The organism is Neorhizobium tomejilense (genome assembly GCF_964254135.1).
Lineage (GTDB): Bacteria > Pseudomonadota > Alphaproteobacteria > Rhizobiales > Rhizobiaceae > Neorhizobium > Neorhizobium tomejilense.
The window spans coordinates 2481871-2507738 of sequence record NZ_CAXUSO020000001.1 but is presented as its reverse complement, the minus strand read 5'-3'; the positions used below and the strand labels follow the sequence as shown (position 1 = coordinate 2507738).

The window sequence follows — 25868 nt, the reverse complement described above, 5'->3', positions numbered from 1 at the left end:
GTGTGGGCAAAGGTTGAACGAATTTCAGATAGGTAGCATCATCAGATCAGCTGAGGAGTATTGCCCATGATTACGTCGACCGTCGAGCTTCGCAACGTGGCCGGAACCGAGGCGGCTTTGGGCTGGGCCGGCAGCCATACGATCGTTGTCGACCGGCCGGAGGGCAAGGCCGGCGGGCGTAATCTCGGGTTCAATGGTGCGCAGCTTCTGGCGCTGGCGATCGGCGGGTGTTTCTGCAACGACCTCCGTTACGCGGCGCACGAGATGAACATCGATATCGAGGATATCGCCGTCAGCGTCACCCTTCAGCTCGAGGGCGCGCCATTGATCGCCGTCGGCGCCGAGCTCGACGTCATCTGCACCTCGGGCGACGGTAGCGACACCCAGGCCCTGATCGAACGCGCCAAAAGCGTCTGCACGGTCGCCAATTCGGTGATGCGCGGGTTTCCGGTGTCATTCCGGGTTGCCGGCTGACCCTCGAGCGAGGGCCGCCGACGCCGGGGCGGTTAGTTGGCGGCGATGGTGAATTCCTGGTCGAAAGTCGAGGTCTGGCCGCCGCTCATGTCGTGGATCGTGTAGGTCAGGGTATATTTGCCAGCCGGAGCGCCCGTCAGTGTCAGGGTGAAATCCATGGAGAATTCCATGTTGGCGTTGTGGCTCTGCAGGACATTGGTGGAGAAGGCCTTCTGGTCGAGCATGACCTCGCCGTTCGCCGCCTTGATCTTCAGGTCCGACACGAAGTTGAGTTCGTACATGTCGTGGGGAAGCTCTTTCCACCCAAATCCGATCGGCTCGACATAGGTGATGACCTTTTCACCCGGCTTGAAAATGCTGGACTGCTTTTCCTGGTAGATGCCGTAGCCGGTGGAGGGCGCGGTGACGAAGGTCACCAGCCGTTCCGTCAGGCCGAGCTTCCCCCATGCCTCGTAGGTCTTCGTTTCGGCCTTGGTCAGGGCGTCGATCGGAGCGGAGTGTGCAGCCGGGGAGAGGGCCAGGATGGTCAGGAAGGCAAGAGCGATACGCATTTTCTGTTCCTCGTTGGGAGCGATCGTTTCATCGATCCCAACCCTGTCACATAATGACTGAGAATTGATTTATGACGCAGCGAGGAAATCAGCCGGACAATTTTCGCCGGTTTCGGCCTCTGTCGCTGGTCGCTGCTGGCTGTGTCCGTCGGTGTTTAGCCCGGCAGCAGCGCCGGGCTGATCAGCGCCCCGTGGTGGCCGATGACGACTGACGCGACCGAGGCGCCGTAGGCCGCGGCCTGTGCCGGCGGGGTGCCGCGGACGAGGCGTGACAGGAAGGCGCCGTTAAAGCTGTCGCCGGCGCTGGTGGTGTCGACGAGCTCAGCGGTCCTGACCGAAGGGACGTGGACGGGAGCGGTGCCGGCGAAGCTCAGCGTTGCGCCATCCGCGCCGTTCTTGACCACGACGTCTCCGACGCCGAGCGCATGGTAGCGGGCGATGGTGTCGGCCACCGTCGCATCGCCGAAATGGGTGGTCTCGTCGTCGAAGCTCGGCAGGACCAGCGAGGCCGCCCGAGCGCCTGCCTCGATCGTCTTCAGCATATAGTCCCTGCTCGGCCAGAGGCGGGGGCGGATATTGGGGTCGAAGGCGACCATCTTGCCGGAAGCCTTGGCGCGACGCAGTTCGGACAGCAGCGTCTCGACCGCTTCGGGGCTAAGGATGCCCAGCGTGATGCCGGAGAAATAGAGTATGTCGGCGGCTTCGATTGCCGCTCGCAGATGGTCGGCGTCGTCGGCGAGCTTCTTTGCGGCGGCGGTGTCGCGCCAGTAGCTGAAGGTGCGTTCGCCGTTCTTGAGCGTGATCAGGTAGAGGCCTGGCGTCTTGCCTTCGATGCGGCGGACGAAGCTCGTGCCGATGCCGGCATCCCTCATCATCGACAGCATTTCGGTCGACAGCGGATCGTCGCCGACCGCGGTGAAATAATCCACCGACCATTCGGCCGGCAGGCAGGCCCGCGCGTACCAGGCGGTGTTGAACGTGTCGCCGGCAAAGCCCTTGCGCAACAGGCCTTCGCCCGCCTGCGACAGCTCCACCATGCATTCGCCGATCGAAAGAAGCCGTCCGCCCATTGCATCTCTCCCGTGTTTTGAAATTCGCATAGGCCGAAGTTTCAGCCGTGGCAAGGGAGCAGTCTCGGAACTTGGCAGAGCCTTGCTTTTGCGTTGTCTTTTAAGCCGGGGGCACTAGGTTGGCCTGGAACATTTGACGGAAGGAGAGTCCAAAGATGGCGACGCAGGCGGTGAAGGCGGTCGATGCAAACTGGTGGCGCGGCGCGGTGATCTACCAGATCTATCCGCGCTCCTTTCAGGACACGACCGGCGACGGGATCGGCGACATCAAGGGCATCACCGAGCGCCTGCCGCATGTCGCCTCGCTTGGCGTCGATGCGATCTGGCTTTCGCCCTTCTTCACCTCGCCGATGGCCGACATGGGCTACGACGTCTCGGACTACTGCAATGTCGATCCGATGTTCGGCACGCTCGCCGATTTCGACGAGATGATGGCGGAGGCCGATCGCCTGGGGCTGAAGGTGATCATCGACCAGGTGATTTCCCACACCTCCGACCGGCATCCGTGGTTCGTCGAAAGCCGCTCAAGCCGCACCAATCCGAAGGCGGACTGGTATGTCTGGGCCGACCCCAAGCCGGACGGTACGGCGCCCAACAACTGGCTGTCGATCTTCGGCGGGCCGGGCTGGGAATGGGACGGCGTGCGCAAGCAATATTACATGCACAACTTCCTGATCGCCCAGCCGGATCTCAACTTCCACAATCCCGATGTCCAGAACGCCATGCTGGACACGGTGCGTTTCTGGCTCGACCGCGGCGTGCACGGGTTCCGGCTCGATACCGTCAACTACTATTTTCATGACAAGCAGCTGCGCAACAACCCGCCGATGGTCTACGACACGGACGGCGCCGGCATGGAGACGGATACCAATCCCTATTCCATGCAGAACCACCTCTACGACAAGAGCCAGCCGGAGAATATCGACTTCCTGAAGCGGCTTCGGGCGCTGCTCGACACCTACGAGGGACGCGCGACGGTCGGCGAGGTGGGCGACGGCCCGCGCTCGCTGACGACGCTTGCGATCTATACCAGCGGCAACGACAAGCTGCATATGTGCTACACGTTCGACCTGCTTGGCCCGGCCTTCAACGCCGCCTATATCCGCAAGGTGATGACGACCGTGCAGGACACGGTGACCAACGGCTGGGTGTGCTGGGCCTTTTCCAACCACGACGTGATGCGGCACGTGACCCGCTTTATCGAGGCTCCGGAAGAGCAGGATCGCGTCGCCAAATTGTCGATCACACTGATCTCGGTTCTGCGTGGCTCGATCTGCCTCTATCAGGGCGAGGAGCTGGGGCTGACCGAGGCGGAGCTTTCCTACGAGGACCTGCGCGACCCCTACGGCATCCGCTTCTGGCCGGCCTTCAAGGGGCGCGACGGATGCCGCACGCCGATGGTGTGGGAGGCAAGCGAACCGCATGCTGGCTTCACCACGGGTTCGAAGACCTGGCTGCCGGTTCCGGGCGATCATGCGGCGCGAGCCGTCGATGCGCAGGAGGGGCTTTCGGAGTCCGTGCTGCACCATTACCGGGCGGCACTGGCCTTCCGCAAGGCGCATCCGCCGCTCGTCGACGGCGACATGACCTTCCTCGATACCAATCAGGACCTGCTCGCCTTCGTGCGCGAAAAGGGCGGCGAAAAGCTGCTGTTCATCTTCAACCTGACCCGCAGGGCCCAGGATTTCACCCTGCCGAAACGGCTGAGCGAAATCCTGCCAGTCAACCTGCCGGGCTTCATGTCGCGGCTCGACAAGGGCGTGGTGCAGCTCGACGCCCTCGACGTGTTCTGCGCCCGGGTGTGAAGGCTTTTTAAGTCGGCGGCATATTCTCGAATTTCGGCAGGGCCGGATCGAGATGGTCCCAGGCGTGGCCGGCGGCGTGCCAGGTCACGAATTGCGGCTTGTACCGGCTCGGATCGTCGAGGCTGCCGGCGCGGATGACAAAGTAGTCCGGCATGGCGGGGAACGTCATGTAGACCGGCGAACCGCAGGTGGGGCAGAAGGCCCGCCTCTTGACGGTTCCGCCGTCGCCGGTCGCTTCCCAGTGGGTCGCCTTGCCCTCGACCTTGACGGCAGCGCTTGGGAAGGTGAGGTGGGAGGCGTGACCGGTGCCGCTTTCGCGCTGGCACTGGCGGCACTGGCAATCGACCATGACCGCCGGCTCGGCAGAGATTTCATAACGAAGTGCGCCACAGGCGCATCCGCCCGTAAAAGGGGTGCTCATTTCTTGTCTCCATGGGATGGCGCCAACCGCGGACGGAAGGGTTCGGCTAAGACCTCCGCCCGGGTCCGAGGCGTCCTCGAAACCATGGAGCGGAGGCGACAACGATGCTTCAGGCCGGGATGCGGCGGTCGTATTCTTCCTTGAGGCGGCTCCAGCCTTCCCAGAACGGTTCCGGCTTGGCGCCGGTCGCCCGGGCGACCAGGATGTCGAGGTGCATGTGCCAGCCGGCGCCGACCATGACCATGTTGCGGCGATCGGAGATCCGCCGGTGCGTGACGGTAAGCAGGATTTCGCTGCCGGCCGGCTGTAGTTCAAAGCTGACCTCGCCGCGTGGCGGCCATGAGAAGACGAGCCGATGCGGAGGCTCGAAGGCGATCACCTCGCTCTGCATGCTGTGTTCGGCGGGAAAACCCTCAGGCTTGCCTTCCGACGAGTCGGACAGTTCGTCGTTGCGCCAGGTGAGTTCGAAGGAACTGCCTGCCTGCGCCGGTATGATGCCCGATGCGAGCCACTGGCGGCGCAGATCGCTGTCGGTGAGGTAACCCCAGATCCTCTCGATGGGGCCAGGCAGCCGGCGCTGGATGCTGAAGGCGAAAGGTTCGGCTACAGCGCCGTATTTGTTCAATGATGTCATGTCGTTCATTGGTCTTCTCCCGTTTCAGGTTCAGTTTCAGAATTCCGTGGGGCAGGGGATTTCAGCGGGCTCTTCCGGATCTCATCCTGGGCGCTCGTTTGAGCATCCTCCTCCCTGAGAAGGCGCTCCAGGATATCGAGCCTGCTGGTCCAGAAGCGCTCATAGAAGGTGAGCCACTCATGGGCGGTCGCAAGCGGGCCGGGTTCCAGGCGGCAGAGATGGGTGCGGCCATGGATCTCGCGGCGGATCAGCCCGGCGCCTTCCAGCACCTTGATGTGTTTCGATGCCGCCGCGAGCGACATGTCGTACGGCTCGGCCAGCTGGCTGACCGTGCGCTCGCCCTGTGCCAGCTCGCGGAGCATGCGGCGGCGCGTGCCGTCGCTGAGGGCGTGAAAGACCGTATCGATCGGATGTGTTTGTAATTCAACCATGTGGTTGAATATGCGCGCGCAGGATTTTATTGTCAACCGATCGGTTGAATAATTTTCTGGAAGAGAGGTTAGGCCGGTTCAGGCCTCGGCGTAGCGGGCAGGTTCGCTTCGGAGCCGGGTGATATCCTGGATCGGCGGGGCGCCGAACAGGCGGCGGTATTCGCGGCTGAACTGCGAAGGGCTGTCATAGCCGACCTGATGGGCGGCGGTAGCGGCATCCATGGCATTGCCGAGGATGAGGCGGCGGGCCTCCTGCAGGCGCAGTTGCTTCTGGTATTGCAGCGGGCTCATCGCCGTCACCTCGCGAAAATGCTGGTGCAGAGAGGACGTGCTCATGCGCGCTTCGATCGCCACCTGCTCGATCGAAAAGGGAGCGGAAAAGTTCTGGCGAATCCAGGAAATAGCCCGGTTGACCTGCTGCAGCCGGTTTTCAGGGGCGAGGATCTGACGGATCATCTCGGCCTGATCGCCACGCAGCAGCCGGAACATCAGTTCTCGCTCGATCAGCGGCGCGAGATAGGCGATCTCGTCGGGCTTCTCGAGAAGCTGGGCGAGGCGGAGTGCGGCATCCAGGAATTCCGGCGTGGTGTGACTGAGGCCGATGCATTTCTTGCGCATGGCCGGGACACCTGCTGCTGCCGGCATGTCCACCAGCATCTCGCTCAGCAGCTTCAGGTCGAGATCGAGGCGCAGGCAGAGATAGGGCTCTTCCTGATTAGCCTCAATGACCTGGCCGGTGACCGGCATGTCGACCGAGACGACCAGATACTGGCCGGGGCTATAGCGAAAGATCTCGTCGGCCAGCATGACCTGTTTCGCCCCTTGGGCGATGATGCACACAGCCGGCTGATGGATGGCGTGCAGCGGTTCGGTCGGCTTCGACATCCGGATCACCGACAGGCGCGGGATCACTGTCTCGAACACGCCGTCGCCATCGGTGTTTTGTGCAATCAGCCGGGCAAGTTGATCGAGTTTTTCCATCTTAGGCCTCGTGCGGAGGTGTGAATGTCCCGGAATACGGCATTCCTGCGGTTTGGTGTGGACATCATATGGTGGCGCTGCCGGCGATTTCAAATGAGCTTCGGAGGATCGTGCAATCATGCCGGAGGACTGGTCTACCGCTCGCCCGCTGCCTTGCACCATATTCGGCTGGTCCGATCAAACCAGCCCGGACGCAAATGGAGATGGTGATGAGCAATTTTCAGCGCTTACTTGAAAGCCCCTTCCATTGGGCCGCCGATTTTGCCGGCGGCTTCCTCAAACGCTCCCGCGGCACGGAAAGACGCCGCCGCGAACGGATGCTCAGGAGGGAATATCTCAATGGCTGAACGATATTTTCGCGCGCCCTCGGGCTTCCGAGCCCCGCTGGCGTTTGCCGCCGCCTTCACCTTGGTCGCGACGTTTACGGCGCTTGCACACGACATCAGGCAAGAGGAGAAAACCATGACCGAACATCCCTATGCCGGAATGTGGGTGACCGAGGACAACCACATCCGCCACAAACTGCTGCCGAACGGCCGCTATGTGGAAGCACGCGGCACCCGCGAAAAGGCCTATGAGGGCCGCTACTGGGTGACCGGCGGCCATATCGACTACAAGGACGACACCGGCTTCACCGCCGACGGCGATTTCCGCGACGGGGTGCTTTATCATGCGGGGATGGTGCTGCGGCGGCGGTGAGCGGAGGCGGCGCCTGGATATTGAAACATCCCATGGGATGTATTATTGTCGGAGACGATGAAACGCGTGGTGCTCGATACCAATGTTCTGGCTGCCGGTTACCGAAGCCGTGGTGGAGCGTCCTATGCTATTTTGCAGTCCATAGGGTCGCGGCAGATCCGACCCCTTGTCACCGTGGCTCTGTTTCTCGAATATGAAGCGGTTCTCAAAAGAGCAGAACACATGAACGTGCATGGAATGGCATGGGCCGACATCGACCGGGCTCTTGCGGGTTTTCTGACATTGGCTGAGTCAGTTGATGTTCACTACCAATGGCGACCGCAGCTTTCAGACGCAAAAGACGAAATGGTGCTCGATGCAGCGCTTAACGGACGTGCGGACGCATTGATAACGCACAATGTTCGAGATTTCGAGCAGGCAAGGAAGCCATTTGGACTCCGAATATTAAAGCCCAGCGAACTGTTGGAGGAACTGAGGACATGAGTACAAATACATATCCGTTGAAACTCCCAGCGTCGATCAAGGCGGCCGCTGCACGACTGGCCAAAGAGGATGGCGTGTCTCTGAACCAGTGGATCGCGTCGGCGGTCGCTCAGAAAGTTGGAGTAGTAGAGACGGCGGCGGAATTTCTCAAGAAACGTGCTGGAAACGCGACGCCAGAGGATTTTCTCAAGTCGCTTGAAAACGTCCCCGACAATCCACCCATGGAAGGCGACGAGCTTCCCGAGGGTTGGATGAAGGCCAAAGGCTATCAGAAATAGTCACCCGATCAGCGCAAACCTGTCCACATCGACCATGCCCTTATCCGAAATCTTCAGGTGGGGAATGACGGGCAACGGCAGGAAGGCGACCTGAAGGAAGGGTTCCTGGAGCGTCGTGCCGAGCGCGTAGGCGGCCTGGCGGAGGTGGTGGAGGGTATCGCGCACCACTTCATAGGGTTCGAGGCTCATCAGGCCCGCGATGGGCAGGGCGATTTCCCCGGTGACCTTGCCGTCCTCGACCACCACGAAGCCGCCGTGGATTTCGCCGAGCCGGTTGGCGGCCATTGCCATGTCGTCCTCGCTGACGCCGACGACGCAGATGTTGTGGCTGTCATGCCCGACGGTCGAGGCGATCGCCCCTTTCTTCAATCCGAACCCCTGAACGAAACCATTGGCATGGTTGCCGTTCTTGCCATGCCGCTCGATGACCGCGACCTTGATGATGTCGCGGTCGAGATCGACGCCGGTCTGGTTGCCGTTTGCGGGCAGGCGGTAGCGGCGATGTTCGGTGATGATCTTGCCCGGCATCACGCCGATGACGGGCGTTTCGCCCTCAGTGAAGGGCACGCCGAAATGCATCGCCTGCACCGGGCGTGCCTTGACGCTGTCGAGGCCGACCGGGGCGACGGGTCTGCGGGTGGCGAAAAGTTCGTCGGTGACCTTGCGGCCGGCGGAGAACACCATCTCGGCCTTGCAGTTTTCGAGGCTGTCGACGACGACGAGATCGGCTCGCCAGCCGGGGGCGACAAGGCCGCGGTCGCGCAGGCCGAACGCCTTGGCGGCGGAAATCGAGGCGGCGCGGTAGACGGCGAGCGGCTCGACGCCATGGGCGATCGCGGTGCGGATCATGTAGTCGAGGTGGCCCTGTTCGGCGATGTCGAGCGGGTTGCGGTCGTCGGTGCAGAGCGCGAGATAGGGTGACAGCCGCTCGGTGAGGAGCGGCATCAGGGCGTGGAGGTCTTTCGACACTGAGCCTTCGCGCACCAGGATATGCATGCCTTTGCGGATCTTTTCGAGCGCTTCCTCGGCGGTCGTGCATTCGTGCTCGGTGCGAATGCCGGCGGAGAGGTAGCCGTTCAGGTCGTTGCCCCGCAGCAGCGGCGCGTGGCCGTCGATATGGTCGCCGTAGAAGGCCTCGAGCTTGGCGAGGCAGATCGGGTCCTTGTAAATGACGCCCGGGAAATTCATGAATTCGGCAAGGCCGATGACCTTGGGGTGATCGCGGAAGGGCAGCAGCTTTTCGATCGGCAGGTCCGCGCCGGCCGTCTCCAGATGGGTGGCCGGCACGCAGGAGGAGAGCTGGACGCGGATGTCCATGATCGTTTCCAGCGAGGAATCCAGGAAAAATTGAATGCCCTCGGTGCCGAGCACGTTGGCGATCTCGTGGGGATCGCAGATCGCCGTCGTCACCCCATAGGGCAGGACACAGCGGTCGAACTCGTGCGGCGTCACCAGCGAGCTCTCGATGTGGAGATGGGTGTCGATGAAGCCCGGGACGACGATCTTGCCGGAAATGTCGATTTCAATCTTGCCGGCGTAGTCGCCGCAGGTGCCGACGATACGGTCACCGCAGATGGCGATGTCGGAGGCAACGAGTTCGCCGGTGACGAGATCGAAGAATTTGCCGCCCTTCAGCACGATATCGGCGGGTTCGCGGCCGGTGCCCTGGTCGATGAGGGTTTCGAGACGGGTGGTCATGGCGGGTTCCTCGCGCTGAATCGGTCGCCTAATCTAACCGTTCCATGAGGAAGCGGGGAGGGGCGATCGATGCAGGCGAGACGTCATGTGATATCCGTGCGGACATTGCCGCCGCAGAGGATGGTGGCGACTGTTCGGCCTTTGAGGTTCGCGCCGTTTTCCAAGAGGCCGGCAATGCCGGCGGCGCCGGCTTCCTCGACGACGAGGCCGTAGTGGATGCGGCAGAAATCCCGCGCCTGGCGGATGGCCGCTTCGCTGGCTTCCCAAACCTCATCGACAGTCGTCCTCATGCAGTCCAGTGCGTAAGGGACGCATTCCCGAACCGCGATGCCATCCGCTGCGGTTGCTGCGGTCTCCGTGGAGACGAGCCGGCCGGTTTCATGAGATTGTTTCATGGCGGGCGCATTGGCGGCGACCACACCGATGACCTTGCAGTTAGGGGCCTTGGCGCGGATCCAGGTGCCGATCCCGGTCAGAAGCGCGCCATTGCCGAGCGGCACGAGGATGGCGTCGAGTTCGACGGCTTGCTGGGAGAGGCGCTCGGTGATTTCCAGCGCGATCGTGCCTGCACCTTCGGCGATGGTCCGCAGTGCGCCGTCTTCGACAAAGGGGCAGCCATTCGCTTGCGCATAGGCACGCGCGGCGGCTTTGGCGGCGTCGAAATCGCTGCCTTCCAGCCGCACCTCGGCGCCGAGCCGGCGCATGGCTTCGACCTTACCGGGATTTGCCGTGGTGGCGGAAAAGATCACCACCCTGCGTGCGCGCGCCCGCCCGGCATAGGCGAGCCCCTGGCCGAAATTGCCGGCGGAGGCGGAGACGACGGGGTGGTCGCCGGCCGGCTCGTTCTGCATCCACCAGTCGGTGCCGCGTCCCTTGAAGGAGCGGATCGGATTGAGCGTCTCCACTTTTGCCAGCAGGCGAAGGCCGAGAGCCGTATTGGCCGTCTGCTGCTCGATCAGCGGGCTGTTGGTGAAGACGGGATCGATACTCTTCGAAGCAGCGAGGATGCCGTCGGCGGAAGGGTGTGGCTGGTTCTGCGTCATGGCGTTAAGATGCCAACGAAAAGCCGGCAGGATTCCTGAAGTCATGCTCATGATCAGGAATATTTCCCGGAATTTGTTTGGAAGCCGGGAAATCCTCTCATGGCACTGACGAAAGCCGATCGTGAAATCCTCAAGCTCATGCAGCGGGATGCGACCATCACCTTGAACGAGCTTGCCGAGCGCGTGGGTCTGTCGCCGTCCTCGGCACAGCGGCGGCTGCAGAAGCTTCGAGAGGACAAGGTGATCCTGCGGGACGTTTCGATCGTCGATCCGAAAAAGGTGGGCATGGCCGTTTCCATGCTGGTCGAGGTGGAACTGGAGCGCGACCGGCCGGAGCTCATGCCGCCTTTGCTGCGATGGCTGGCGGATACGCCGGAGGTACAGGAGGCCTGGGGAACGTCCGGCCGGGGCGATTTCACGCTGGTGATCCTCGTCCAGTCCGTCGAGCATTTCGACGTGCTGGCGGACCGGATGATGGAGATGAACCCGAATATCCGCAAATTCACAACGAGCGTCGTGCTGAAGACGTTGAAGCGGACGCTGGCGGTGCATGTCGAGTGAGGCGGCTCAAAAGCAAACGGGCGCCCGAAGGCGCCCGCCGGTCATGCGATTTGAAAGATGTCACTCGGCGGCGACGATCTTGCCGTCTTCCCATTTGAACAGGGAGAAGCTCTGCGAGGTGAGGTCGCCCGTCTTGCCGTAGGTGAGCTTGCCGATGGCGGTGGCGATCGGTTCGCCGGACTTGATGGCCGCGGCCACCGCTTCCGTATCCTCGGCGCTCTTTGCCTTTTCGATGCCGGCCTTGATCACTTCGACGGCGGCATAGGCGTTCAACGTAAAGGCTTCGGCGGGGATCTTGCGGGCGGCGAGAGCTTCGGCGGCAGCCTTGGAATCCGGGCTCTTGGTCGCATCCGACGCGTTGGTGAACACCGTGCCGGCCGCAGCCTTGGTGCCGATGTTCCAGAACTCGCTGTTCGACAGGCCGTCGCCGCCGATGATCGTCGCCTTGACGCCGAGATCGGCGAGCTGGCGGGCGAGCAGGCCGCCTTCCGGATGGTAACCGCCGAAATAGATCACGTCGACATTCTGCGACTTCAGGCGGGTCGTCAGTGCGCTGAAATCCTTGTCGCCGGGGGTGACTGCGTCGTCGAGCACTTCCTTGACGCCGCCGGCGTTCAGGGCTGCCTTGAAGGCGTCGGCGAGGCCTTTGCCATAGGCGCCCTTGTCGTTGATGATCGCGACTTTCTTGTCCTTGAAGGCCTTCAGGACGTAATTGGCGGCGACCACGGCCTGCTGGTCGTCGCGGCCGCAGGTGCGGAACACATTGGTGAGGCCGCGGCTGGTGAGGGCCGGAGTGGTCGCGGTCGGGGTGACCATCAGCACGCCGTTTTCGGCAAGCGCATCGGAAGCCGGCATGGCAACGCCTGACGTCACCGGACCGACCACAAAACGGATGCCTTCGCCGACCAGCTGGTTGGCGGCGGAAACGCCCTGCTTGGGTTCCGCAGCGTCGTCGGCCGCCTTCAGGACGACCTTTTCGCCGAGAATGCCGCCCTTCTTGTTGATTTCCGCAATGGCGGTTTCGGCGCCGTTCTTGACCTGGTCGCCATAGGCTGCGACCGGGCCGGTGAGCGGGGCGATCAGGCCGATGACGATGTCGGCCTGGGCAAGCGGAGCGAAAGTCAGGGAGGCGAGTGCCGTTGCCCCCAGAAGCATCTTGAGGTTCATCTTGGTCTCCTTGGATGGGGGCTTCAACCCCGCGGTGAACGCCACACCCCTACCTTCCGTCTTCGATATTGCGCCGGGCGCGGTCGTGCCAAGGACGGAAAGCGATGCGGTCGATACCGTGCCGAGCCATTTTTGGCTTTCGGCGGTCGGCAGCCAATTCTGTATGAATTTCGCCGGGATTCCGCAAGAAGATAACAAAACGGGATGGATTTTTGTGATTTTCACGAAGGAATGCGCGAAAATTCCGGATCTCGCCCAGATTCAGCGACATCTGCGAAACTAGGCCTTGCTCTCCAGAGCGGCGAGGAAGGTGCGGACCTGACGGTTGAAGGCCTGGAATTCCTTCGGCGGCATGCCGGACCGTTCGATCAGCGTTTCGCCGAGACATGTGCTCTTCGCGATCAGGGCGCGGCCGACATCGCTCAACCAGACATGCACCTGGCGCTCGTCGGACTTGCTACGGCGGCGCTCCAGCAGCCCGGCCTGTTCGAGCCGCTTGACGGGCGGAGTGATGGTGCTCGATTCCAGGCCCAGCCTTTCCGCGATCGTGCCGATCGTCGAGCCGTCCTGTTCGCCGAGCACGTTCAGGACGAGGTATTGCGGATAGGTGATGCCCATGTCGTCGAGCATCGGCTTATAGGCGCGATTGATGGCGATATGGGCCGCATAGAGCGAAAAGCAGAGCTGCTCGTCGAGCGGCGGAAGGGGGGAGGCGGGCATGCTTGCTCCGGTGCTGTTCCAGGTTCCTCGCGACGTATAGCATAATTTATTATCGCGATAAATATTTTTGTAGACACGATCGAAGAATGCCGCTACTCATATATTTATCGCGATAACAAATATCGAGGTATGGAGACCGCGATAATCCGAAGGGGGTGGTTCAAAGGAACGACACGCAACGGTACTATGAATGTCTGGTCGGCCATTTTTATTGCCGCGCCCGCCATTCATGTCGCAGTCATTGAAAAATCAGTTTCGAAAGGACACGAGAACCATGACCAGCAATTTCATCACCACCAAGGACGGCACGCAGATATTTTACAAGGACTGGGGTTCGAAGGACGCCCAGCCGGTCGTCTTCCATCACGGTTGGCCGCTCTCGGCCGACGATTGGGACGCCCAGATGCTGTTTTTCCTGCACCAGGGTTTTCGTGTCATCGCCCATGACCGCCGCGGCCACGGTCGTTCGACCCAGACCGAAACCGGCAACGAAATGAATACCTATGCTGCCGATGTTGCCGAGCTCGCCGCCCATCTCGACCTGAAAAACGCCATCCATGTCGGCCATTCGACCGGCGGCGGCGAAGTTGCCCGCTACGTTGCCCAGTATGGCGGCGGCGGCCGGGTGGCCAAGGCGGTTCTGATGGGCGCCGTGCCGCCGATCATGCTGAAGACGGACAACAATCCGGGCGGCCTGCCTCTCGAAGTCTTCGACGGTTTTCGCGCAGCACTCGCCGCCAACCGCGCCCAGTTCTTCCGCGACGTTCCGGCCGGCCCGTTCTACGGCTTCAACCGGGATGGCGCGACCGTTTCGGAAGGCGTCATCGCCAATTGGTGGCGGCAGGGCATGATGGGCGGTACCAAGGCTCACTACGACTGCATCAAGGCATTTTCGGAAACCGACTTCACCGAGGACCTGAAGGCGATCGACGTGCCGGTTCTCGTCATGCATGGCGACGACGACCAGATCGTCCCGATCGCCGACTCGGCCCTGCTCGCGGTCAAGCTTCTCAAGAACGGCACGCTGAAGGTCTATGAAGGTTTTCCCCACGGCATGGCGACCACGCATGCCGACGTGATCAATGCGGATCTTCTGACTTTCTTCAAGGGCTGAGGTAGCGGTAAGGGTCGTGACTCATATGAGAGAACAGAAGAGGCGGTCGTAAAGGCCGCCTCTTCTTTTGGAAAGGTCGTTCGCTCGGCGATGCCCCTCATCCGGCTGCCGCCACCTTCTCCCCGTTCTGACGGGGAGAAGAGATATGCCGCACCGGTCTGCCCCAATCGCAGCGGCCTAGAACGGGCACGTCCCCTCGCCCCGCGCGCGGGGAGAGGGTTAGGGTGAGGGGCAGCTTTGACCTCGCCTCAGATATTGCTCGTCAGGATCTCGCGCAACTTCCCAAAAATCTCGTCGATATGGTGCTTTTCGACGATCAGCGGCGGAGACATGGCGATCGTGTCGCCGGTGGTGCGGATCAGCAGGCCGTCTTCGTAGGCCTTCAGGAAGGCCGTGAAGGCGCGCTTGGTGGGTTCGCCGGCAATCGGATCGAGTTCGATCGCGCCGATCAGGCCGAGGTTTCTGATGTCGATGACATTCGGCAGATCCTTCAGCGAATGCAGGCCCGCTTCCCAATAGGGGGCGATGTCGCGGGCGCGGTCGAACAGGCCTTCTTCCTTGTAGGTTTCGAGTGTCGCAAGGCCGGCGGCTGAGGCGATCGGGTTGCCGGAATAGGTATAGCCGTGCATGAACTCGATCATGTGCTCCGGACCGGTCATGAAGGCGTCGTGGATCTCGGAGGTGACGAAGACGGCACCCATCGGGATCACGCCGTTGGTGAGACCCTTGGCGGTGGTGATGATGTCCGGCTTGACGTCGAAATACTGGGCCGCGAACGGCGCGCCGAGGCGGCCGAAACCGGTGATGACTTCGTCGAAGATCAACAGGATGCCGTGCTTGGTGCAGATCTCGCGCAGCTTCTGCAGGTAGCCCTTCGGCGGGATCAGCACGCCGGTGGAGCCGGCGACCGGCTCGACGATGACGGCTGCGACGGTCGAGGCGTCATGCAGGGTGACGATGCGCTCAAGCTCGGTGGCGAGATCACCGCCATGCTCCGGCTCGCCCTTGGTGAACGCGTTCTTGCCCGGCAGGTGGGTGTGCGGCAGGTGGTCGACGCCGGTCAGAAGCGTGCCGAACATCTTTCGGTTGGAGACGATGCCGCCGACCGAGATGCCGCCGAAATTGACGCCGTGATAACCGCGCTCGCGGCCGATCAGGCGGAAGCGCGAGCCGTTGCCCTTCACGCGGTGGTAGGCGAGCGCCACCTTCAGCGCCGTCTCGACCGATTCCGAGCCGGAATTGGTGTAGAGAACGTGGTTCATGCCCTCGGGCGCGATATCGACCAGACGGTTGGCGAGTTCGAAAGCCTTGGGGTGGCCCAGCTGGAAGGCGGGCGCATAATCCAGCTCGCCGGCCTGCTCGCGGATCGCCTCGGTGATCTTCGGGCGGCAGTGGCCGGCATTGACGCACCAGAGGCCGGCGGTGGCATCGAGCACCTGACGGCCGTCATGGGTCGTGTAGTGCATATCCTTGGCGGCGACGAAGAGGCGGGGTTCCTGTTTGAACTGGCGGTTTGCCGTAAACGGCATCCAGAACGCCCGAAGATCGTTGGGCGTGGTATTCAGGCGGTTGGACATGACATTCTCCATGGCCATTCGGTTTCTTCGGGTGGCCATTTCCCGGTCGGCGTCATTGCACCAAGTTTTGACTGCATGGTCAAATTATCAGGGGGATCGGAGGCGTCAACCGCCTTCGAACAAAGGGCCGTTGCGAATTCCCGCGTCGGAGCGAAATCGGTTCGGACTGGCGTTGCTGGGTGGGGCGATCGGTACGGATTTCGATAAAGGCTCAAGATTTCAAGGCGGTTTCCACCGGTCGTGAAATTTGATTGCGTCTCTCTGGTCTTTTGGCGAAAGCTGCCAATATCGCCTGAAACTTCAATTCCGAGACCCTCATTGGCCGATCCCGATCCGAACGAACAAATCCATCTTGAGCGGCTGGAAGCGCTCGATGCCTATAACATCATGGACACCGAGCCGGAGCCGGAGTTCGACGATATCGTGCTTGTCGCGTCCACGCTCTGCGGCACGCCGGTGGCGCTCGTCAGCCTGGTCGAGAGGGACCGGCAATGGTTCAAGGCGCGCGTCGGTTTCGAGGCATGCGATACGCCGATCGAGCAGTCGGTCTGCGCCCACGCGCTCGGCAGTTCCGATGTGCTGGTCATCCCCGACCTGCAGCTCGACCCGCGCACCCGCGCCAATACGCTCGTCACCGGCGAGCCGCATATCCGCTTCTACGCCGGCGCGCCGCTGATCACGCCGGACGAGGTGGTGATCGGCACTCTTTGCGTCATCGACATCCAGCCTCGGCCGCAGGGGCTCGACGAGGGGCAGAAGGCGGCGCTGCAGGCGCTTGCCCGGCAGGTCGTAGCACTTCTCGAAATGCGCCGCATCTCGCAGCGCAAGGACGACCTGTTCCGGCGCCAGAAGACCATCAGCGCCAATATCCGCTCCAGCGTCAATGCGAGCCTGGCGGCCCAGGAGGCGGGAAGGATCGGCACATTCGAAATCGATATCGCCACCTCGATGACGCGGGTCTCACGGGAGTTCTGCCGGATCTTCCACGTGCCCATCGCCGAGACCTATCCGACGCGGGTCTTCGAGGACATGGTGCTGCCGCAGGACAAGGGCCTGCAGTCCGACGATACGTCCCGGCAGCAGGGGGATGCGCCGCTCGACGTCGAATATCGCATTCGCGTGCCGGGATACGGCGTGCGCTGGATCGCCCGCAATGCCAGCTTTCGCCATGACGAGGCCGGCCGGCCGGTCAAGATGATCGGCACGGTCAGGGACGTGACCGCTGCCAAACGGGAAGCCGCCCGGGTGCAGGCCCTGCTCGATGTCGGCGACAGGCTGCGCGACCTCAGCGACATGGAATCGATGGCGATCGCTGCCGGAGACCTGATGGCCAGGGCGCTCGATGCGACGCGTGCCGGTTTCGGCATCGTCAACGCGGCGGACGAGACTGTGTCGGTGCCGCCCGAATGGTGCGCGCCCGGCGTCAAGAGCCTTGCCGGGCTGCACCATTTCCGGGACTACGGGTCTTTTGTCGACGACCTGAAGCGCGGCGAGGCCGTTGTCATCGCCGACGTTGCCACCGACCCGCGCACCCGCGACCACGCGCCGGCGCTTCTTGCGCTTGGCATCCGCGTGCTCGTCAACGTGCCGATCTTCGAACTCGGGCGCTTCAGGCTCGTCGCCTTCATCCATCACGACCAGCCTTATCCCTGGATGGAGGAAGAGATTTCCTTCGTCCGCAGCTTCGGCAATCGCATCCAGATCGCGATGTCGCGGGTTCAGGCCGAGCTGGAGCAGCAGATGCTCAACAGGGAAATGAGCCATCGGCTGAAGAATACGCTGTCGATGGTGCAGGCGATCGCCACCCAGACGCTCCGGCCGGTGACCGAGCGCGACCATGTGGAGGCTTTTGAGAAGCGGCTGCATGCGCTGAGCACTGCCCATGACATCCTGTTCGAGCAGAACTGGACGAGCGCCTCGGTCTATGCCGTCGTCGACCGGACGATGAACGGGATCGGCATGCGGGATCGGATCGACGCGCAGGGTCCCAACGTGCGGTTCGGGCCGAAAGGCTCGCTTTCGCTTTCCCTGCTCCTGCACGAGTTGACGACCAATGCGGTGAAATACGGGGCGCTCTCGAACGATACGGGGCGGGTGGCGATCGACTGGCGCATCGAAGGCACCGGCGACGGCGCGACCTTCTACCTCTCCTGGCGGGAAACCGGCGGGCCGCCTCCGCGCGAGCCGGAGCGCAAGGGTTTCGGCTCCAAGCTTATTCGCATGGGTTTGATCGGAACCGGCGGTGTTCTCGTTAGTTATGGTCAACCGGGGTTCAGCGCTGAGATGACAGCTGTGCTCCTTCAGCTAGCACAGGCAGACTGACCGGATGGTACAATCCACACCGCCGAAAAAACAGGCTGTCCTCGTGGTCGAGGACGAGCCGCTTCTGCGCATGATGGCAATGGACCTTGTGGAGGACGCGGGGTTCCGGGCGATCGAGGCAGCCGATGCCGACGAGGCGGTGACGATCCTTGAAACACGCACCGATATCCGCATCGTCTTTACCGATATCGACATGCCCGGCAGTATGAACGGCATGAAGCTGGCGGCTGCCGTGCGCGATCGCTGGCCGCCGATCGAGATCATCATCGTGTCGGGGCAGGTCCGTCTGAGCGAGGCCGATCTGCCCGAGCGCAGCGTGTTCTTTTCCAAACCCTACGACTGGCAGAAAGTGACCGCCACGCTGCATCGCATGGCCAGGCACTGACACGTGAATGCGCGGACCTTGTGCCTGCAGGCTCGATACCCGGTCGGCCGGCCCGGCATGGAAATGCCCCAGCCCCCGGCCGTCATGGCGGGGGCTGGGGCAGGGCAGCGTGACGTCATGTCAGCGCTGTCATTCTCACGCGGCTGCTGATTTCTTCTGTACCGGAGCGCAGTAGATTTCTTCCAAGGTCTCGAGGACCTTGATCACCGATTCCGACGAGCTGGAGTAATAGATGGTCTGCGCATCGCGGCGGGTCTTCACCAGCTTCTGGGCCCGCAGCTTGGAAAGGTGCTGGGACAGTGCTGATTGGCTGAGGCCGACTTGCGACGCAAGCGCACCCACAGCGACTTCGCCCTTGACCAAGCAGCACAGGATCATCAACCGTTTCGGGTTGGCCATGGCAGACAGCAGGCCTGCGGCTGCGTTGGAATGCTCAGAAAGTGCCATCGTATCCATATGTCTTAAATTCCCCTCGTATTCCAAAGCGGCCCCCCGCTCAAAAATTCGGCCATCGTCCTATGGGTGAAAATTAGCAAGGAGCAAAAGGGATTGTATATCCCTAAATTTCAGGTAACCAGTTATCGTATGTTAGCGATCTCAAAAACATAATCAAGAACGGCCTGGGGAGACTCCGCAAGAAAGTCGAATTCGTGCCTGAGTTGAAAATCTCCCGCGATAAGGTCGATTCCAGCTCGGTCAACTCCTCCGAAGCGCCAGTTTTTCCCGTTTTCCGTGCCGAGACGAGCGGCAACTCTTTGCGCTTGCTCCGGAATATTTTTTAACTTTTCTTGCAGGTCCAGCCATTCCGCTGTCGTCCCCGGCTCGGGAATCACCAAGTCTGATCCGGTCAGCATGTATGCACGACCGAATCCTCCATTCAAGGAGGCTGCCTGCGGGGTGATTCGGAAAAACCGGAAATCACCGAAATCTGCATACAATGCAGCCTTGGGATGGCGATCCAGAAAACGCTGGCGCACGCGCGCATGTTCGGGCGTATCGCGCACGACGCCCTCGGCGAGGCACTGGACGGTGATCCGGGGATGGGCGAGCGGATCGCCCTTGCCCGGTTCGCCGGCCAGAAGCGAGCAGCGCGGATCGGCGACCAGGCCTTTCGTGTGGCCGGAGAGGCCTGAGACGAGGATGACCGGCACGCCGTCGACGTCTGTGCCGGTGAGCGCGCGGCTGGCGGAGGGGAAGCCGGTCTCCGGATCGAGGACCGCCAGCGCCATGTAACGCGCGCCGCGCACCAGCGTGCGGGCAAGCCGGCGGGCGTCGTCATCCGTATCGCGCAGCACCTGCGGTTTGTCGGTCTGCTGTTCGTCGGCCAATTCGTCGATCTCCTGTTCGTCCGCCGCGAGGCGGCCGCATTCGGCGTCGGCATAGCATCCGGCGCGGCGAAACGAAAGGTGACCTGACGGCTCCGCTTATGGGGCGTCGCGGCGGCGATGGCGGGTCAGGCCGGCGATCACGTCATCGGAGGAAATGCTGCCGATGATCGTGCCGTTGTCGACCACCCCGATGGCGCCCGGCTGACGCGACAGCGCATCCAGGATATCGACGAGCGGCGTCGTCGGCAGCGCGGTGGCGGAGACGGCCGTGGCGCCTGCCACAGGGCTTACCCCGGTCCGCATCACGTCGCCAGCGGTCAGCATGCTGATCGGGTTGAGGTGCTGCACGAAATCGGCGACGTACTGGTCGGCGGGCGCACGGACGATCTCCTGCGGCGTGCCGCACTGGATGATGTGTCCGCCCTCCATGATGGCGATTCGGTTGCCGATCCGGAACGCTTCGTCGAGATCGTGGCTGACGAAGAGGATGGTCTTCTTCAACCGCCGCTGGAATTCGAGAAGCTCGTCCTGCAGCCGGGTTCTGATCAACGGATCGAGCGCCGAGAAGGGCTCGTCCATCAACAGGATCGGAGCGCCGGTGGCAAAGGCGCGGGCAAGGCCGACGCGCTGCTGCATGCCGCCGGACAGCTCGCCGACCTTGCGGCCGGCCCATTTGGTCAGGTTGACCAGTTCGAGCTGTTCGTTGACCTGCTTGGCACGCTCGGCATCCGGAACGCCGGCAAGCTCCAGTCCAAAGCCGACATTTTCCGCGACCGTGCGCCAGGGGAGAAGGCCGAACTGCTGGAAGACCATCGAGACCGTGTGCATGCGCAGGTCGCGCAGCACTTTCGGGTTCGACTTGTAGGGATCGACCGGACCTGAGGGGGTCGCGACGCTGACATTGCCGCGCACGACGGGGGCGAGCCCGTTGACGGCGCGCAGCAGCGTCGACTTGCCTGAGCCGGACAGGCCCATCAGCACGAGGATCTCGCCCTCGTGGATGGTGAGCGAGGCGTTGGCGACACCCATGACGATGCCGGTCGCGGCGCTGATCTCGTCGCGGGTCTTGCCCTGGTCGACCATGGCCAGCGCCCGTTCCGGCTTGTCGCCGAAGACGATGTCGACATTGTCGAAGACGACGCAATCGGTTGTCTGGGCTGTCATTGGCCGTCTCCCGTCGATGTGCGGAACATGCGGTCGAGGATGATCGCCAGGATGACGATGCAGAGACCGGAATCGAAGCCGCGGGCAACGTTCACGGTATTCAGCGCCCGGAGCACCGGCACGCCGAGGCCGTTGGCGCCGACCAGCGCCGCGATGACGACCATCGACAGCGACAGCATGATCGTCTGGGTGAGGCCGGCCATGATCTGCGGCATGGCAAAGGGCAGTTCCACCTTGCGCAGGATCTGCGACGGAGTGGCGCCGAAGGCGACGGCCGCTTCCCTAAGCGAACTCGGGGTCGAGACGATGCCGAGGCGCGTGAGGCGGATCGGTGCCGGGATCGCAAAGATGACGGTGGCGATCAGGCCCGGAACCATGCCGAGGCCGAAGAGGATCAGCGCCGGGATGAGGTAGACGAAGCTCGGCAGCGTCTGCATCAGGTCGAGGACCGGCCGCATGGCTTCGTAAAACCATTGGCGGCGGGCAGCGGCAATGCCGAGCGGCACCCCGACCACCATGCTGACGGCCGTCGAGGCGAGCACCAGCGCCAGGGTTTCGGTGGTTTCCTTCCAGTAGCCTTGGTTGAATATCAGGAGCAGGCCGAGGAAGGTGAAGGCCACCAGTACGAGGGAACGGCGCAGCCACCAGGAAAGCCCTGCCATGGCGGCCATGACGAACAGCGGATGCGGTGTCGCAAGACACCACAAAAGGCCGTTGATCACTCCTAGGAGAACGGAAGAAAGCCAGTCGAAGAACCAGTCGGCATTCGCCGTCAACCAGTCAACGACCGCCTTCGCCCAGGAACCTATAGGTATTCGATGATCTGCGATCCAATCCACGAGAAAACTGCCGTCCATAGGGAGAGAAAGGGCGGGCTCCGGGGCAGGCGATCCGCCGCCCCGGAAACATTTTCAGGACTGTTAGAGACCGAGTGCCTTCTTGACAGCGGCGAGGCCATCCTTGCCGTCATAGGTGGTGACGCCGGCAACCCAGGGCTCGATGACCTTCGGATTGGCCTTCAGCCAAACCTTGGCAGCGTCGTCGGCGTCCTCACCGTCGTTGAGGATCTTGCCCATGATGGTGTTTTCCATGTCGAGCGAGAACTTCACGTTCTTGAGGAGTTTTCCGACGTTCGGGCATTGGGCGGCGTAACCGCCGCGCGCCACGGTATAGACCGTCGCGCCGCCGTAGTTCGGACCGAAGACGGTGGCGTCGCCGCCGGCGAGATAGGTGATCTGATGGGCAACGTTCATCGGATGCGGCGCCCAGGCGAGGAAGACGATCGGCTTGCCTTCCTTGTCCGCGCGGGTGACCTGGGTCAGCATGCCCTGTTCGGAGGATTCGACGACCTCGAAGCCCTTGAGGCCGAAGGTGTTGGCTTCGATCAGCGACACGATCATGCCGTTGCCTTCGTTGCCGGGCTCGATGCCGTAAACCTTGCCGTCGAGTTCCTTCTTATGGGTGGCGACGTCCTTGAAGTCCTTGATGCCGAGCTTGGCGCCGGCGGCATTGGTGCCGAGCGTGTACTTGGCGCCTTCGAGGTTGACGGCGATGCTCTCGATCGACTTGTCGTCGAGATAAGGCTGGATGGCACCCTGCTGGGCCGGCATCCAGTTGCCGAGGAAGATGTCGATATCCTTGTTCTTCATGGAAGAATAGGTGACCGGAACACCAAGCGTCTTGACGTCGGCCTTGTAGCCGAGCGCTTCGAGAACCTGGATAAAGGATGCGTTGGTCGAGGCGAGGTCCGTCCAGCCCACATCCGAGATCCGGACGGTCTTGCAGGCTTCCGGTTCGGCGGCGGATGCGGTGCCGACGATCGCGAGGATCGATACGGCGGCGGCGAGCGTGGTCTTCAATGAGGTAGTCATGCGCATGGGCTGCTCCCGTTTTTATGGTTCCCGCCATTATCAATATATGCTGCGCCGAGGCAAGCGCGCGCATTCGCGGCGGAGAAGGGGGGGCATTTGCGACATTTATGACTTTCTCCCCCAGCATTGCGCAGTCTACAGTTTCCTGTGGTTTTCGGCAAAGACGGCTTTTCCCGAATCCCGATCGCGATCAGAAGGCAGATATGGCCAAGCTCTATTTCCATTACGCCACCATGAATGCCGGCAAGTCGACGATGCTTCTTCAGGCATCCTATAACTACCGCGAGCGCGGCATGCGCACCGCGATCTTCACCGCATCGCTGGACGACCGGGCCGGCCAGGGCCGGGTCGCCTCCCGGATCGGGCTCTCCTCGGACGCCATTCCCTTCGGGCCGTCCGACGACCTCTTTTCGGACATCGAGGCGATGCATGCGGAGGAGCTGGTCGCCTGCGTGTTCGTCGACGAGGCGCAGTTCCTGTCGCCCGAGCAGGTCTGGCAGCTCGCACGGATTTCCGACCGGGTCGGCATCCCGGTGATGACCTACGGCTTGAGGACGGATTTCCAGGGCAAGCTGTTTCCCGGCTCGCTGGAACTGCTGGCGATCGCCGACGAACTGCGCGAGGTGCGCACCATCTGCCATTGCGGGCGCAAGGCGACCATGGTGGTGAGGTTGGACGAGGAGGGCGAGCTGGTGCGCGAAGGCGCCCAGGTGGATGTCGGTGGTAATGAGAAATACGTCTCGCTCTGCCGGCGGCACTGGGAAGATCAGATGCGTTGCGAGTGATGCCCGGATTTTAAGCCGCCGTTCACCGTACGGAGCGGAAACCGGCGGCGACGCGGCGAAATTGATTCTGGTCAAAGTCTGCTGCTGGAAAACATGTCTAGGTATCACATCCGAAACGTCCCGGCCCGACCGGGCGGTGGTTCCCAGCAGGAGTTCGCCGCATGCGCAAGACCACCAAGACCTTTAGCCTGGCCACCAGCCTCGCCCTGTTCGCCCTGCCGGCGTTCAGCGCCGAAATCGAGGTGAAGATGCTCAACAAGGGCAGAGATGGCGAGGCCATGGTGTTCGATCCGGCGGCCGTGAAGGCGCAGCCGGGCGATACGATCAGGTTCATGCCGGTCGACAAGGGGCACGACGTCGTTTCGATGCCCGGCCTGGTGCCGGAAGGCGCCGCCGAAATCAAAGGCAAGATCAGCCAGGAAATTTCCTTTACGGCCGACAAGCCGGGCGCCTACGTCTTCAAATGCACGCCGCATTTCGGCATGGGCATGGTCGCGGTGATCGTCGTCGGCGACGCCCCGGCCAATCTCGACGCGGTGAAGGGCGCCAAGATGCCGAAAAAGGCGAAGGACCGCCTTGATGCGGAAATCGCCAAGCTCGGGCTTTGATTTCTACCAGCTTTTCTGGCGTATCATTTGTGGCAACTTTCACCTCGAACCGGACGTCACCGATCTGTCACTGTTGGTTTGTATTTCCGCGTCAGCAAACGAGGACTGCGGAATTGATAATTTTTGAGACTGAAAGGCTGCGATTGGAGACTTGGGGCGAGAACGCCGTTTCCGAGCTAATGAAATTGCACGGTAGCCTGGACGTGGTCCGCTTCCTGGATGCTACGGGTACTTTCTATGACCGCCCCAAAGCGGAAAAAAGGCTCGCTGAGTGGGATCAGGAGTATCACCAGCATGGTATTGGGAAGCAACGTCTAGTGCGCAGGCACGACAGCGCTTTTCTAGGACGGGCGGGCTTTTCTCTTTTTAAGCCAGACATTCCCGAGATTGGATATTCTTTATTACCGGAGCATTGGGGCAATGGATACGCGACCGAAATCGCCGAAGGCTTGCGTGATTGGTTGGCGGCGTCCGCGAAATGGAACGGGTTTATTGGCTTCGCCCATGTTGATAACGTGGCGTCCAACCGGGTCCTCGAGAGAATTGGTATGACGCCGACTCATCAAGATGTCATCTCTGACCTTCCGATGTAGTTCTATGCCATGAATTTCGGCATCGGCGACAACGCATAACCACCTGTGCCTCGTTCCGGCCGAAGCAATTTTTCCCGGCAATCGAGGCGGGACGGCGTGGCATAATTTTGCGGGGGCGTTATCTTCTCCTCCGATGGCGGGAGTATGTGCGTGGCGGCTTTCAAGAATTTCGACGGCGAGATCGAGCGGATCAGCGGCCTTTTGGTGGCGATGCGCGACGCGCTCCGCCCGGTTTCGTCCCTACTTGCCGAAATCGCGCAGGATCTCGCCCTGCCGGATGAGGAGAAGCTGGCTGCGGAAGCCGAGCGGCTGAGGGCCGAGATACCCGAGCGGCAGGCGGTCGAGGCGGCAACTGCCCGGTTGGTCGCGAGGCTGGCGGCCGAGATCGGCATCTGCGCCCAGGAATTCGACGATCGGGAGATGCCGACCCGCTTCGAAACGCTGATCGGCTACGTTTCCGGGGCAGCCAGACACCGCCGCCAGCAGGCGCGCTGGCGCAGTCCCGTACCGCTCAACCGCCTGGCGGAACTTCTGCGGCGTGCCGATCTGCTGGCCGGTCTGGTGCGCGAGGAGCGCGACTTCCTGAGCGGGCAGCGCAAGGAGAGCGAGGGCGATCTGGTGACGCTCATCGACCACCGACCGGAGATCATCGAAAAGCTGCGCGGCGAGGACGGTGTCGCGATGACCGGCCTGGACGTGATCGGCCGCACCGAACCTGCGATCAAGGTCCTCCAGGATTTCGTCGCCGGGCTCAACGCCCGGATAGGCACCTGCAACATCCTTCTGCACAAGCTGATCACCGATACGGAAAACCTTCTGATCCTCTACCGGATTGTCGCCGATGCCAGCGGGCGTGGCGATGCCGGCCTGAAGCCCGACCTTTTTCCGCATCTGGCCCCCGAGGTCGAGCGCTTCTCAAGCGGGCTGCTGACATTGCACGGCCTCGACCGCCGGCGGCATCGCGCCGATCAGGCATTTGCCGAGCGATTTGCCGCGGAGGCGGCGGGGGAGGCGGCCGAAGCTGACGGCGGAACGGGCGGCTTTCGACTGCCGACCGTTTTCGGCTTCAAGCTCATCCGGTCCCAATAGGGTTGCCGAGGGTCGG

Annotated in this window: 31 protein-coding genes; 15 read left to right on the top strand and 16 right to left on the bottom strand. The window is 62.2% G+C overall.

The genetic code is table 11. The features are described from left to right. Nucleotides 1–66 precede the first annotated feature (66 nt). Complete coding sequence (locus tag ACSQ3G_RS12760; RefSeq protein WP_436110299.1) at nucleotides 67–474, top strand: OsmC family protein; 408 nt, start codon at nucleotides 67–69, stop codon at nucleotides 472–474. A gap of 32 nt (nucleotides 475–506) precedes the next feature. On the opposite strand, the gene ACSQ3G_RS12755 is transcribed toward ACSQ3G_RS12760, so the two are convergent. Together ACSQ3G_RS12755 and ACSQ3G_RS12750 are read right to left on the bottom strand one after the other, a co-directional pair. After that, nucleotides 507–1025 (bottom strand): hypothetical protein, encoded by a 519-nt coding sequence (locus ACSQ3G_RS12755; protein ID WP_436110298.1) that lies wholly within the window; start codon nucleotides 1023–1025, stop codon nucleotides 507–509. Nucleotides 1026–1180: 155 nt separating this feature from the next. Continuing rightward, nucleotides 1181–2095 carry a sugar kinase gene (locus ACSQ3G_RS12750; protein WP_436110297.1) on the bottom strand — a complete coding sequence of 305 codons (915 nt, stop codon included), beginning with the start codon at nucleotides 2093–2095 and terminating at the stop codon, nucleotides 1181–1183. A 155-nt stretch (nucleotides 2096–2250) separates the two neighbouring features. On the opposite strand from ACSQ3G_RS12750, the gene bglA reads away from it, so the two are divergent. Further along, nucleotides 2251–3900, top strand: a complete 1650-nt coding sequence (gene bglA, locus ACSQ3G_RS12745; protein WP_436110296.1) for a beta-galactosidase BglA — start codon at nucleotides 2251–2253, stop codon at nucleotides 3898–3900. Nucleotides 3901–3907: 7 nt separating this feature from the next. Here the strand turns inward: bglA and ACSQ3G_RS12740 are convergent, their stop codons facing one another. The 4 genes from ACSQ3G_RS12740 to ACSQ3G_RS12725 all read right to left on the bottom strand — a co-directional run bounded on the left by ACSQ3G_RS12740 (nucleotide 3908) and on the right by ACSQ3G_RS12725 (nucleotide 6367). Further along, nucleotides 3908–4321: a GFA family protein gene (locus tag ACSQ3G_RS12740; protein WP_046632847.1), complete on the bottom strand. Its 414-nt coding sequence runs from the start codon at nucleotides 4319–4321 to the stop codon at nucleotides 3908–3910. Nucleotides 4322–4430: 109 nt separating this feature from the next. Further along, nucleotides 4431–4964 (bottom strand): SRPBCC family protein, encoded by a 534-nt coding sequence (locus ACSQ3G_RS12735; protein WP_436110295.1) that lies wholly within the window; start codon nucleotides 4962–4964, stop codon nucleotides 4431–4433. After that, nucleotides 4961–5386, bottom strand: a complete 426-nt coding sequence (locus tag ACSQ3G_RS12730) for an ArsR/SmtB family transcription factor (RefSeq protein ID WP_436110294.1) — start codon at nucleotides 5384–5386, stop codon at nucleotides 4961–4963. Before ACSQ3G_RS12730 ends, ACSQ3G_RS12735 begins: the two co-directional genes overlap by 4 nt. A 78-nt stretch (nucleotides 5387–5464) precedes the next feature. Further along, nucleotides 5465–6367: an AraC family transcriptional regulator gene (locus ACSQ3G_RS12725; RefSeq protein WP_105427705.1), complete on the bottom strand. Its 903-nt coding sequence runs from the start codon at nucleotides 6365–6367 to the stop codon at nucleotides 5465–5467. 209 nt (nucleotides 6368–6576) lie between these two features. On the opposite strand from ACSQ3G_RS12725, the gene ACSQ3G_RS12720 reads away from it, so the two are divergent. From ACSQ3G_RS12720 to ACSQ3G_RS12705, 4 genes are read left to right on the top strand one after another with little or no spacing between them, the layout of a single operon-like run. Then, nucleotides 6577–6714: a hypothetical protein gene (locus tag ACSQ3G_RS12720; protein ID WP_172723807.1), complete on the top strand. Its 138-nt coding sequence runs from the start codon at nucleotides 6577–6579 to the stop codon at nucleotides 6712–6714. Next, entirely contained in the window at nucleotides 6707–7066 is a 360-nt protein-coding gene (locus ACSQ3G_RS12715; RefSeq protein ID WP_436110293.1) for an Atu4866 domain-containing protein, read from the top strand. The genes ACSQ3G_RS12720 and ACSQ3G_RS12715 overlap by 8 nt, the downstream gene beginning before the upstream one ends. 57 nt (nucleotides 7067–7123) lie before the next feature. Then, nucleotides 7124–7549 (top strand): putative toxin-antitoxin system toxin component, PIN family, encoded by a 426-nt coding sequence (locus ACSQ3G_RS12710; protein WP_105437796.1) that lies wholly within the window; start codon nucleotides 7124–7126, stop codon nucleotides 7547–7549. Then, nucleotides 7546–7827: a toxin-antitoxin system HicB family antitoxin gene (locus ACSQ3G_RS12705; RefSeq protein ID WP_105400441.1), complete on the top strand. Its 282-nt coding sequence runs from the start codon at nucleotides 7546–7548 to the stop codon at nucleotides 7825–7827. The genes ACSQ3G_RS12710 and ACSQ3G_RS12705 overlap by 4 nt, the downstream gene beginning before the upstream one ends. Here ACSQ3G_RS12705 and ade read toward each other — a convergent pair whose 3' ends face one another. Continuing rightward, the gene (gene ade, locus ACSQ3G_RS12700; RefSeq protein ID WP_436110292.1) at nucleotides 7828–9525 is read right to left on the bottom strand and encodes an adenine deaminase; all 1698 of its coding nucleotides are present in this window, start codon (nucleotides 9523–9525) and stop codon (nucleotides 7828–7830) included. 83 nt (nucleotides 9526–9608) lie between these two features. Next, nucleotides 9609–10619: a threonine ammonia-lyase gene (locus tag ACSQ3G_RS12695; RefSeq protein ID WP_436110291.1), complete on the bottom strand. Its 1011-nt coding sequence runs from the start codon at nucleotides 10617–10619 to the stop codon at nucleotides 9609–9611. Nucleotides 10620–10667: 48 nt separating this feature from the next. Here ACSQ3G_RS12695 and ACSQ3G_RS12690 point away from each other — a divergent pair, with 48 nt between their 5' ends. After that, nucleotides 10668–11129, top strand: a complete 462-nt coding sequence (locus ACSQ3G_RS12690; protein WP_436110290.1) for an Lrp/AsnC family transcriptional regulator — start codon at nucleotides 10668–10670, stop codon at nucleotides 11127–11129. A gap of 60 nt (nucleotides 11130–11189) precedes the next feature. Here the strand turns inward: ACSQ3G_RS12690 and ACSQ3G_RS12685 are convergent, their stop codons facing one another. Beyond that, on the bottom strand, nucleotides 11190–12296 hold the full coding sequence (locus ACSQ3G_RS12685; protein ID WP_436110289.1) for a branched-chain amino acid ABC transporter substrate-binding protein: 1107 nt from the start codon (nucleotides 12294–12296) through the stop codon (nucleotides 11190–11192). Nucleotide 12297: 1 nt separating this feature from the next. On the opposite strand from ACSQ3G_RS12685, the gene ACSQ3G_RS12680 reads away from it, so the two are divergent. Then, entirely contained in the window at nucleotides 12298–12579 is a 282-nt protein-coding gene (locus tag ACSQ3G_RS12680; protein WP_436110288.1) for a hypothetical protein, read from the top strand. On the opposite strand, the gene ACSQ3G_RS12675 is transcribed toward ACSQ3G_RS12680, so the two are convergent. Then, the gene (locus ACSQ3G_RS12675; protein WP_436110287.1) at nucleotides 12576–13016 is read right to left on the bottom strand and encodes a MarR family winged helix-turn-helix transcriptional regulator; all 441 of its coding nucleotides are present in this window, start codon (nucleotides 13014–13016) and stop codon (nucleotides 12576–12578) included. The genes ACSQ3G_RS12680 and ACSQ3G_RS12675 overlap by 4 nt on opposite strands. Before the next feature lie 274 nt (nucleotides 13017–13290). Between ACSQ3G_RS12675 and ACSQ3G_RS12670 the strand changes: the two genes are divergently transcribed. Continuing rightward, entirely contained in the window at nucleotides 13291–14130 is an 840-nt protein-coding gene (locus ACSQ3G_RS12670) for an alpha/beta fold hydrolase (RefSeq protein WP_436110286.1), read from the top strand. A 248-nt stretch (nucleotides 14131–14378) separates the two neighbouring features. On the opposite strand, the gene aptA is transcribed toward ACSQ3G_RS12670, so the two are convergent. Next, complete coding sequence (aptA, locus tag ACSQ3G_RS12665) at nucleotides 14379–15707, bottom strand: omega-aminotransferase AptA (RefSeq protein WP_436110285.1); 1329 nt, start codon at nucleotides 15705–15707, stop codon at nucleotides 14379–14381. 318 nt (nucleotides 15708–16025) lie between these two features. On the opposite strand from aptA, the gene ACSQ3G_RS12660 reads away from it, so the two are divergent. Both ACSQ3G_RS12660 and ACSQ3G_RS12655 read left to right on the top strand, forming a co-directional pair. Next, complete coding sequence (locus ACSQ3G_RS12660; RefSeq protein ID WP_436110284.1) at nucleotides 16026–18029, top strand: GAF domain-containing protein; 2004 nt, start codon at nucleotides 16026–16028, stop codon at nucleotides 18027–18029. 4 nt (nucleotides 18030–18033) lie between these two features. Beyond that, nucleotides 18034–18414, top strand: a complete 381-nt coding sequence (locus ACSQ3G_RS12655) for a response regulator (protein ID WP_105427694.1) — start codon at nucleotides 18034–18036, stop codon at nucleotides 18412–18414. Nucleotides 18415–18549: 135 nt separating this feature from the next. Here ACSQ3G_RS12655 and ACSQ3G_RS12650 read toward each other — a convergent pair whose 3' ends face one another. The 5 genes from ACSQ3G_RS12650 to ACSQ3G_RS12630 all read right to left on the bottom strand — a co-directional run bounded on the left by ACSQ3G_RS12650 (nucleotide 18550) and on the right by ACSQ3G_RS12630 (nucleotide 22783). Further along, on the bottom strand, nucleotides 18550–18870 hold the full coding sequence (locus tag ACSQ3G_RS12650) for an ArsR/SmtB family transcription factor (RefSeq protein WP_037076453.1): 321 nt from the start codon (nucleotides 18868–18870) through the stop codon (nucleotides 18550–18552). Between the two features lie 122 nt (nucleotides 18871–18992). Beyond that, complete coding sequence (locus ACSQ3G_RS12645) at nucleotides 18993–19742, bottom strand: HugZ family pyridoxamine 5'-phosphate oxidase (protein WP_436110283.1); 750 nt, start codon at nucleotides 19740–19742, stop codon at nucleotides 18993–18995. 96 nt (nucleotides 19743–19838) lie between these two features. Further along, nucleotides 19839–20906, bottom strand: coding sequence for a choline ABC transporter ATP-binding protein (gene choV, locus ACSQ3G_RS12640; RefSeq protein WP_436110282.1), 1068 nt, complete (start codon nucleotides 20904–20906; stop codon nucleotides 19839–19841). Continuing rightward, nucleotides 20903–21745, bottom strand: a complete 843-nt coding sequence (choW, locus tag ACSQ3G_RS12635) for a choline ABC transporter permease subunit (protein ID WP_105400922.1) — start codon at nucleotides 21743–21745, stop codon at nucleotides 20903–20905. The genes choV and choW overlap by 4 nt, the downstream gene beginning before the upstream one ends. 81 nt (nucleotides 21746–21826) lie before the next feature. Next, nucleotides 21827–22783, bottom strand: coding sequence for a choline ABC transporter substrate-binding protein (locus ACSQ3G_RS12630; protein ID WP_105437783.1), 957 nt, complete (start codon nucleotides 22781–22783; stop codon nucleotides 21827–21829). 197 nt (nucleotides 22784–22980) lie between these two features. Here ACSQ3G_RS12630 and ACSQ3G_RS12625 point away from each other — a divergent pair, with 197 nt between their 5' ends. The 4 genes from ACSQ3G_RS12625 (at nucleotide 22981) to ACSQ3G_RS12610 (ending at nucleotide 25852) form a co-directional block, all read left to right on the top strand. Further along, nucleotides 22981–23562, top strand: coding sequence for a thymidine kinase (locus tag ACSQ3G_RS12625; protein ID WP_436110281.1), 582 nt, complete (start codon nucleotides 22981–22983; stop codon nucleotides 23560–23562). Nucleotides 23563–23723: 161 nt separating this feature from the next. Next, nucleotides 23724–24170, top strand: coding sequence for a pseudoazurin (locus ACSQ3G_RS12620; RefSeq protein WP_436110280.1), 447 nt, complete (start codon nucleotides 23724–23726; stop codon nucleotides 24168–24170). Nucleotides 24171–24283: 113 nt separating this feature from the next. After that, nucleotides 24284–24763 (top strand): GNAT family N-acetyltransferase, encoded by a 480-nt coding sequence (locus tag ACSQ3G_RS12615; protein WP_436110279.1) that lies wholly within the window; start codon nucleotides 24284–24286, stop codon nucleotides 24761–24763. A gap of 150 nt (nucleotides 24764–24913) precedes the next feature. After that, nucleotides 24914–25852: a hypothetical protein gene (locus ACSQ3G_RS12610; RefSeq protein WP_436110278.1), complete on the top strand. Its 939-nt coding sequence runs from the start codon at nucleotides 24914–24916 to the stop codon at nucleotides 25850–25852. Nucleotides 25853–25868 lie beyond the last annotated feature (16 nt).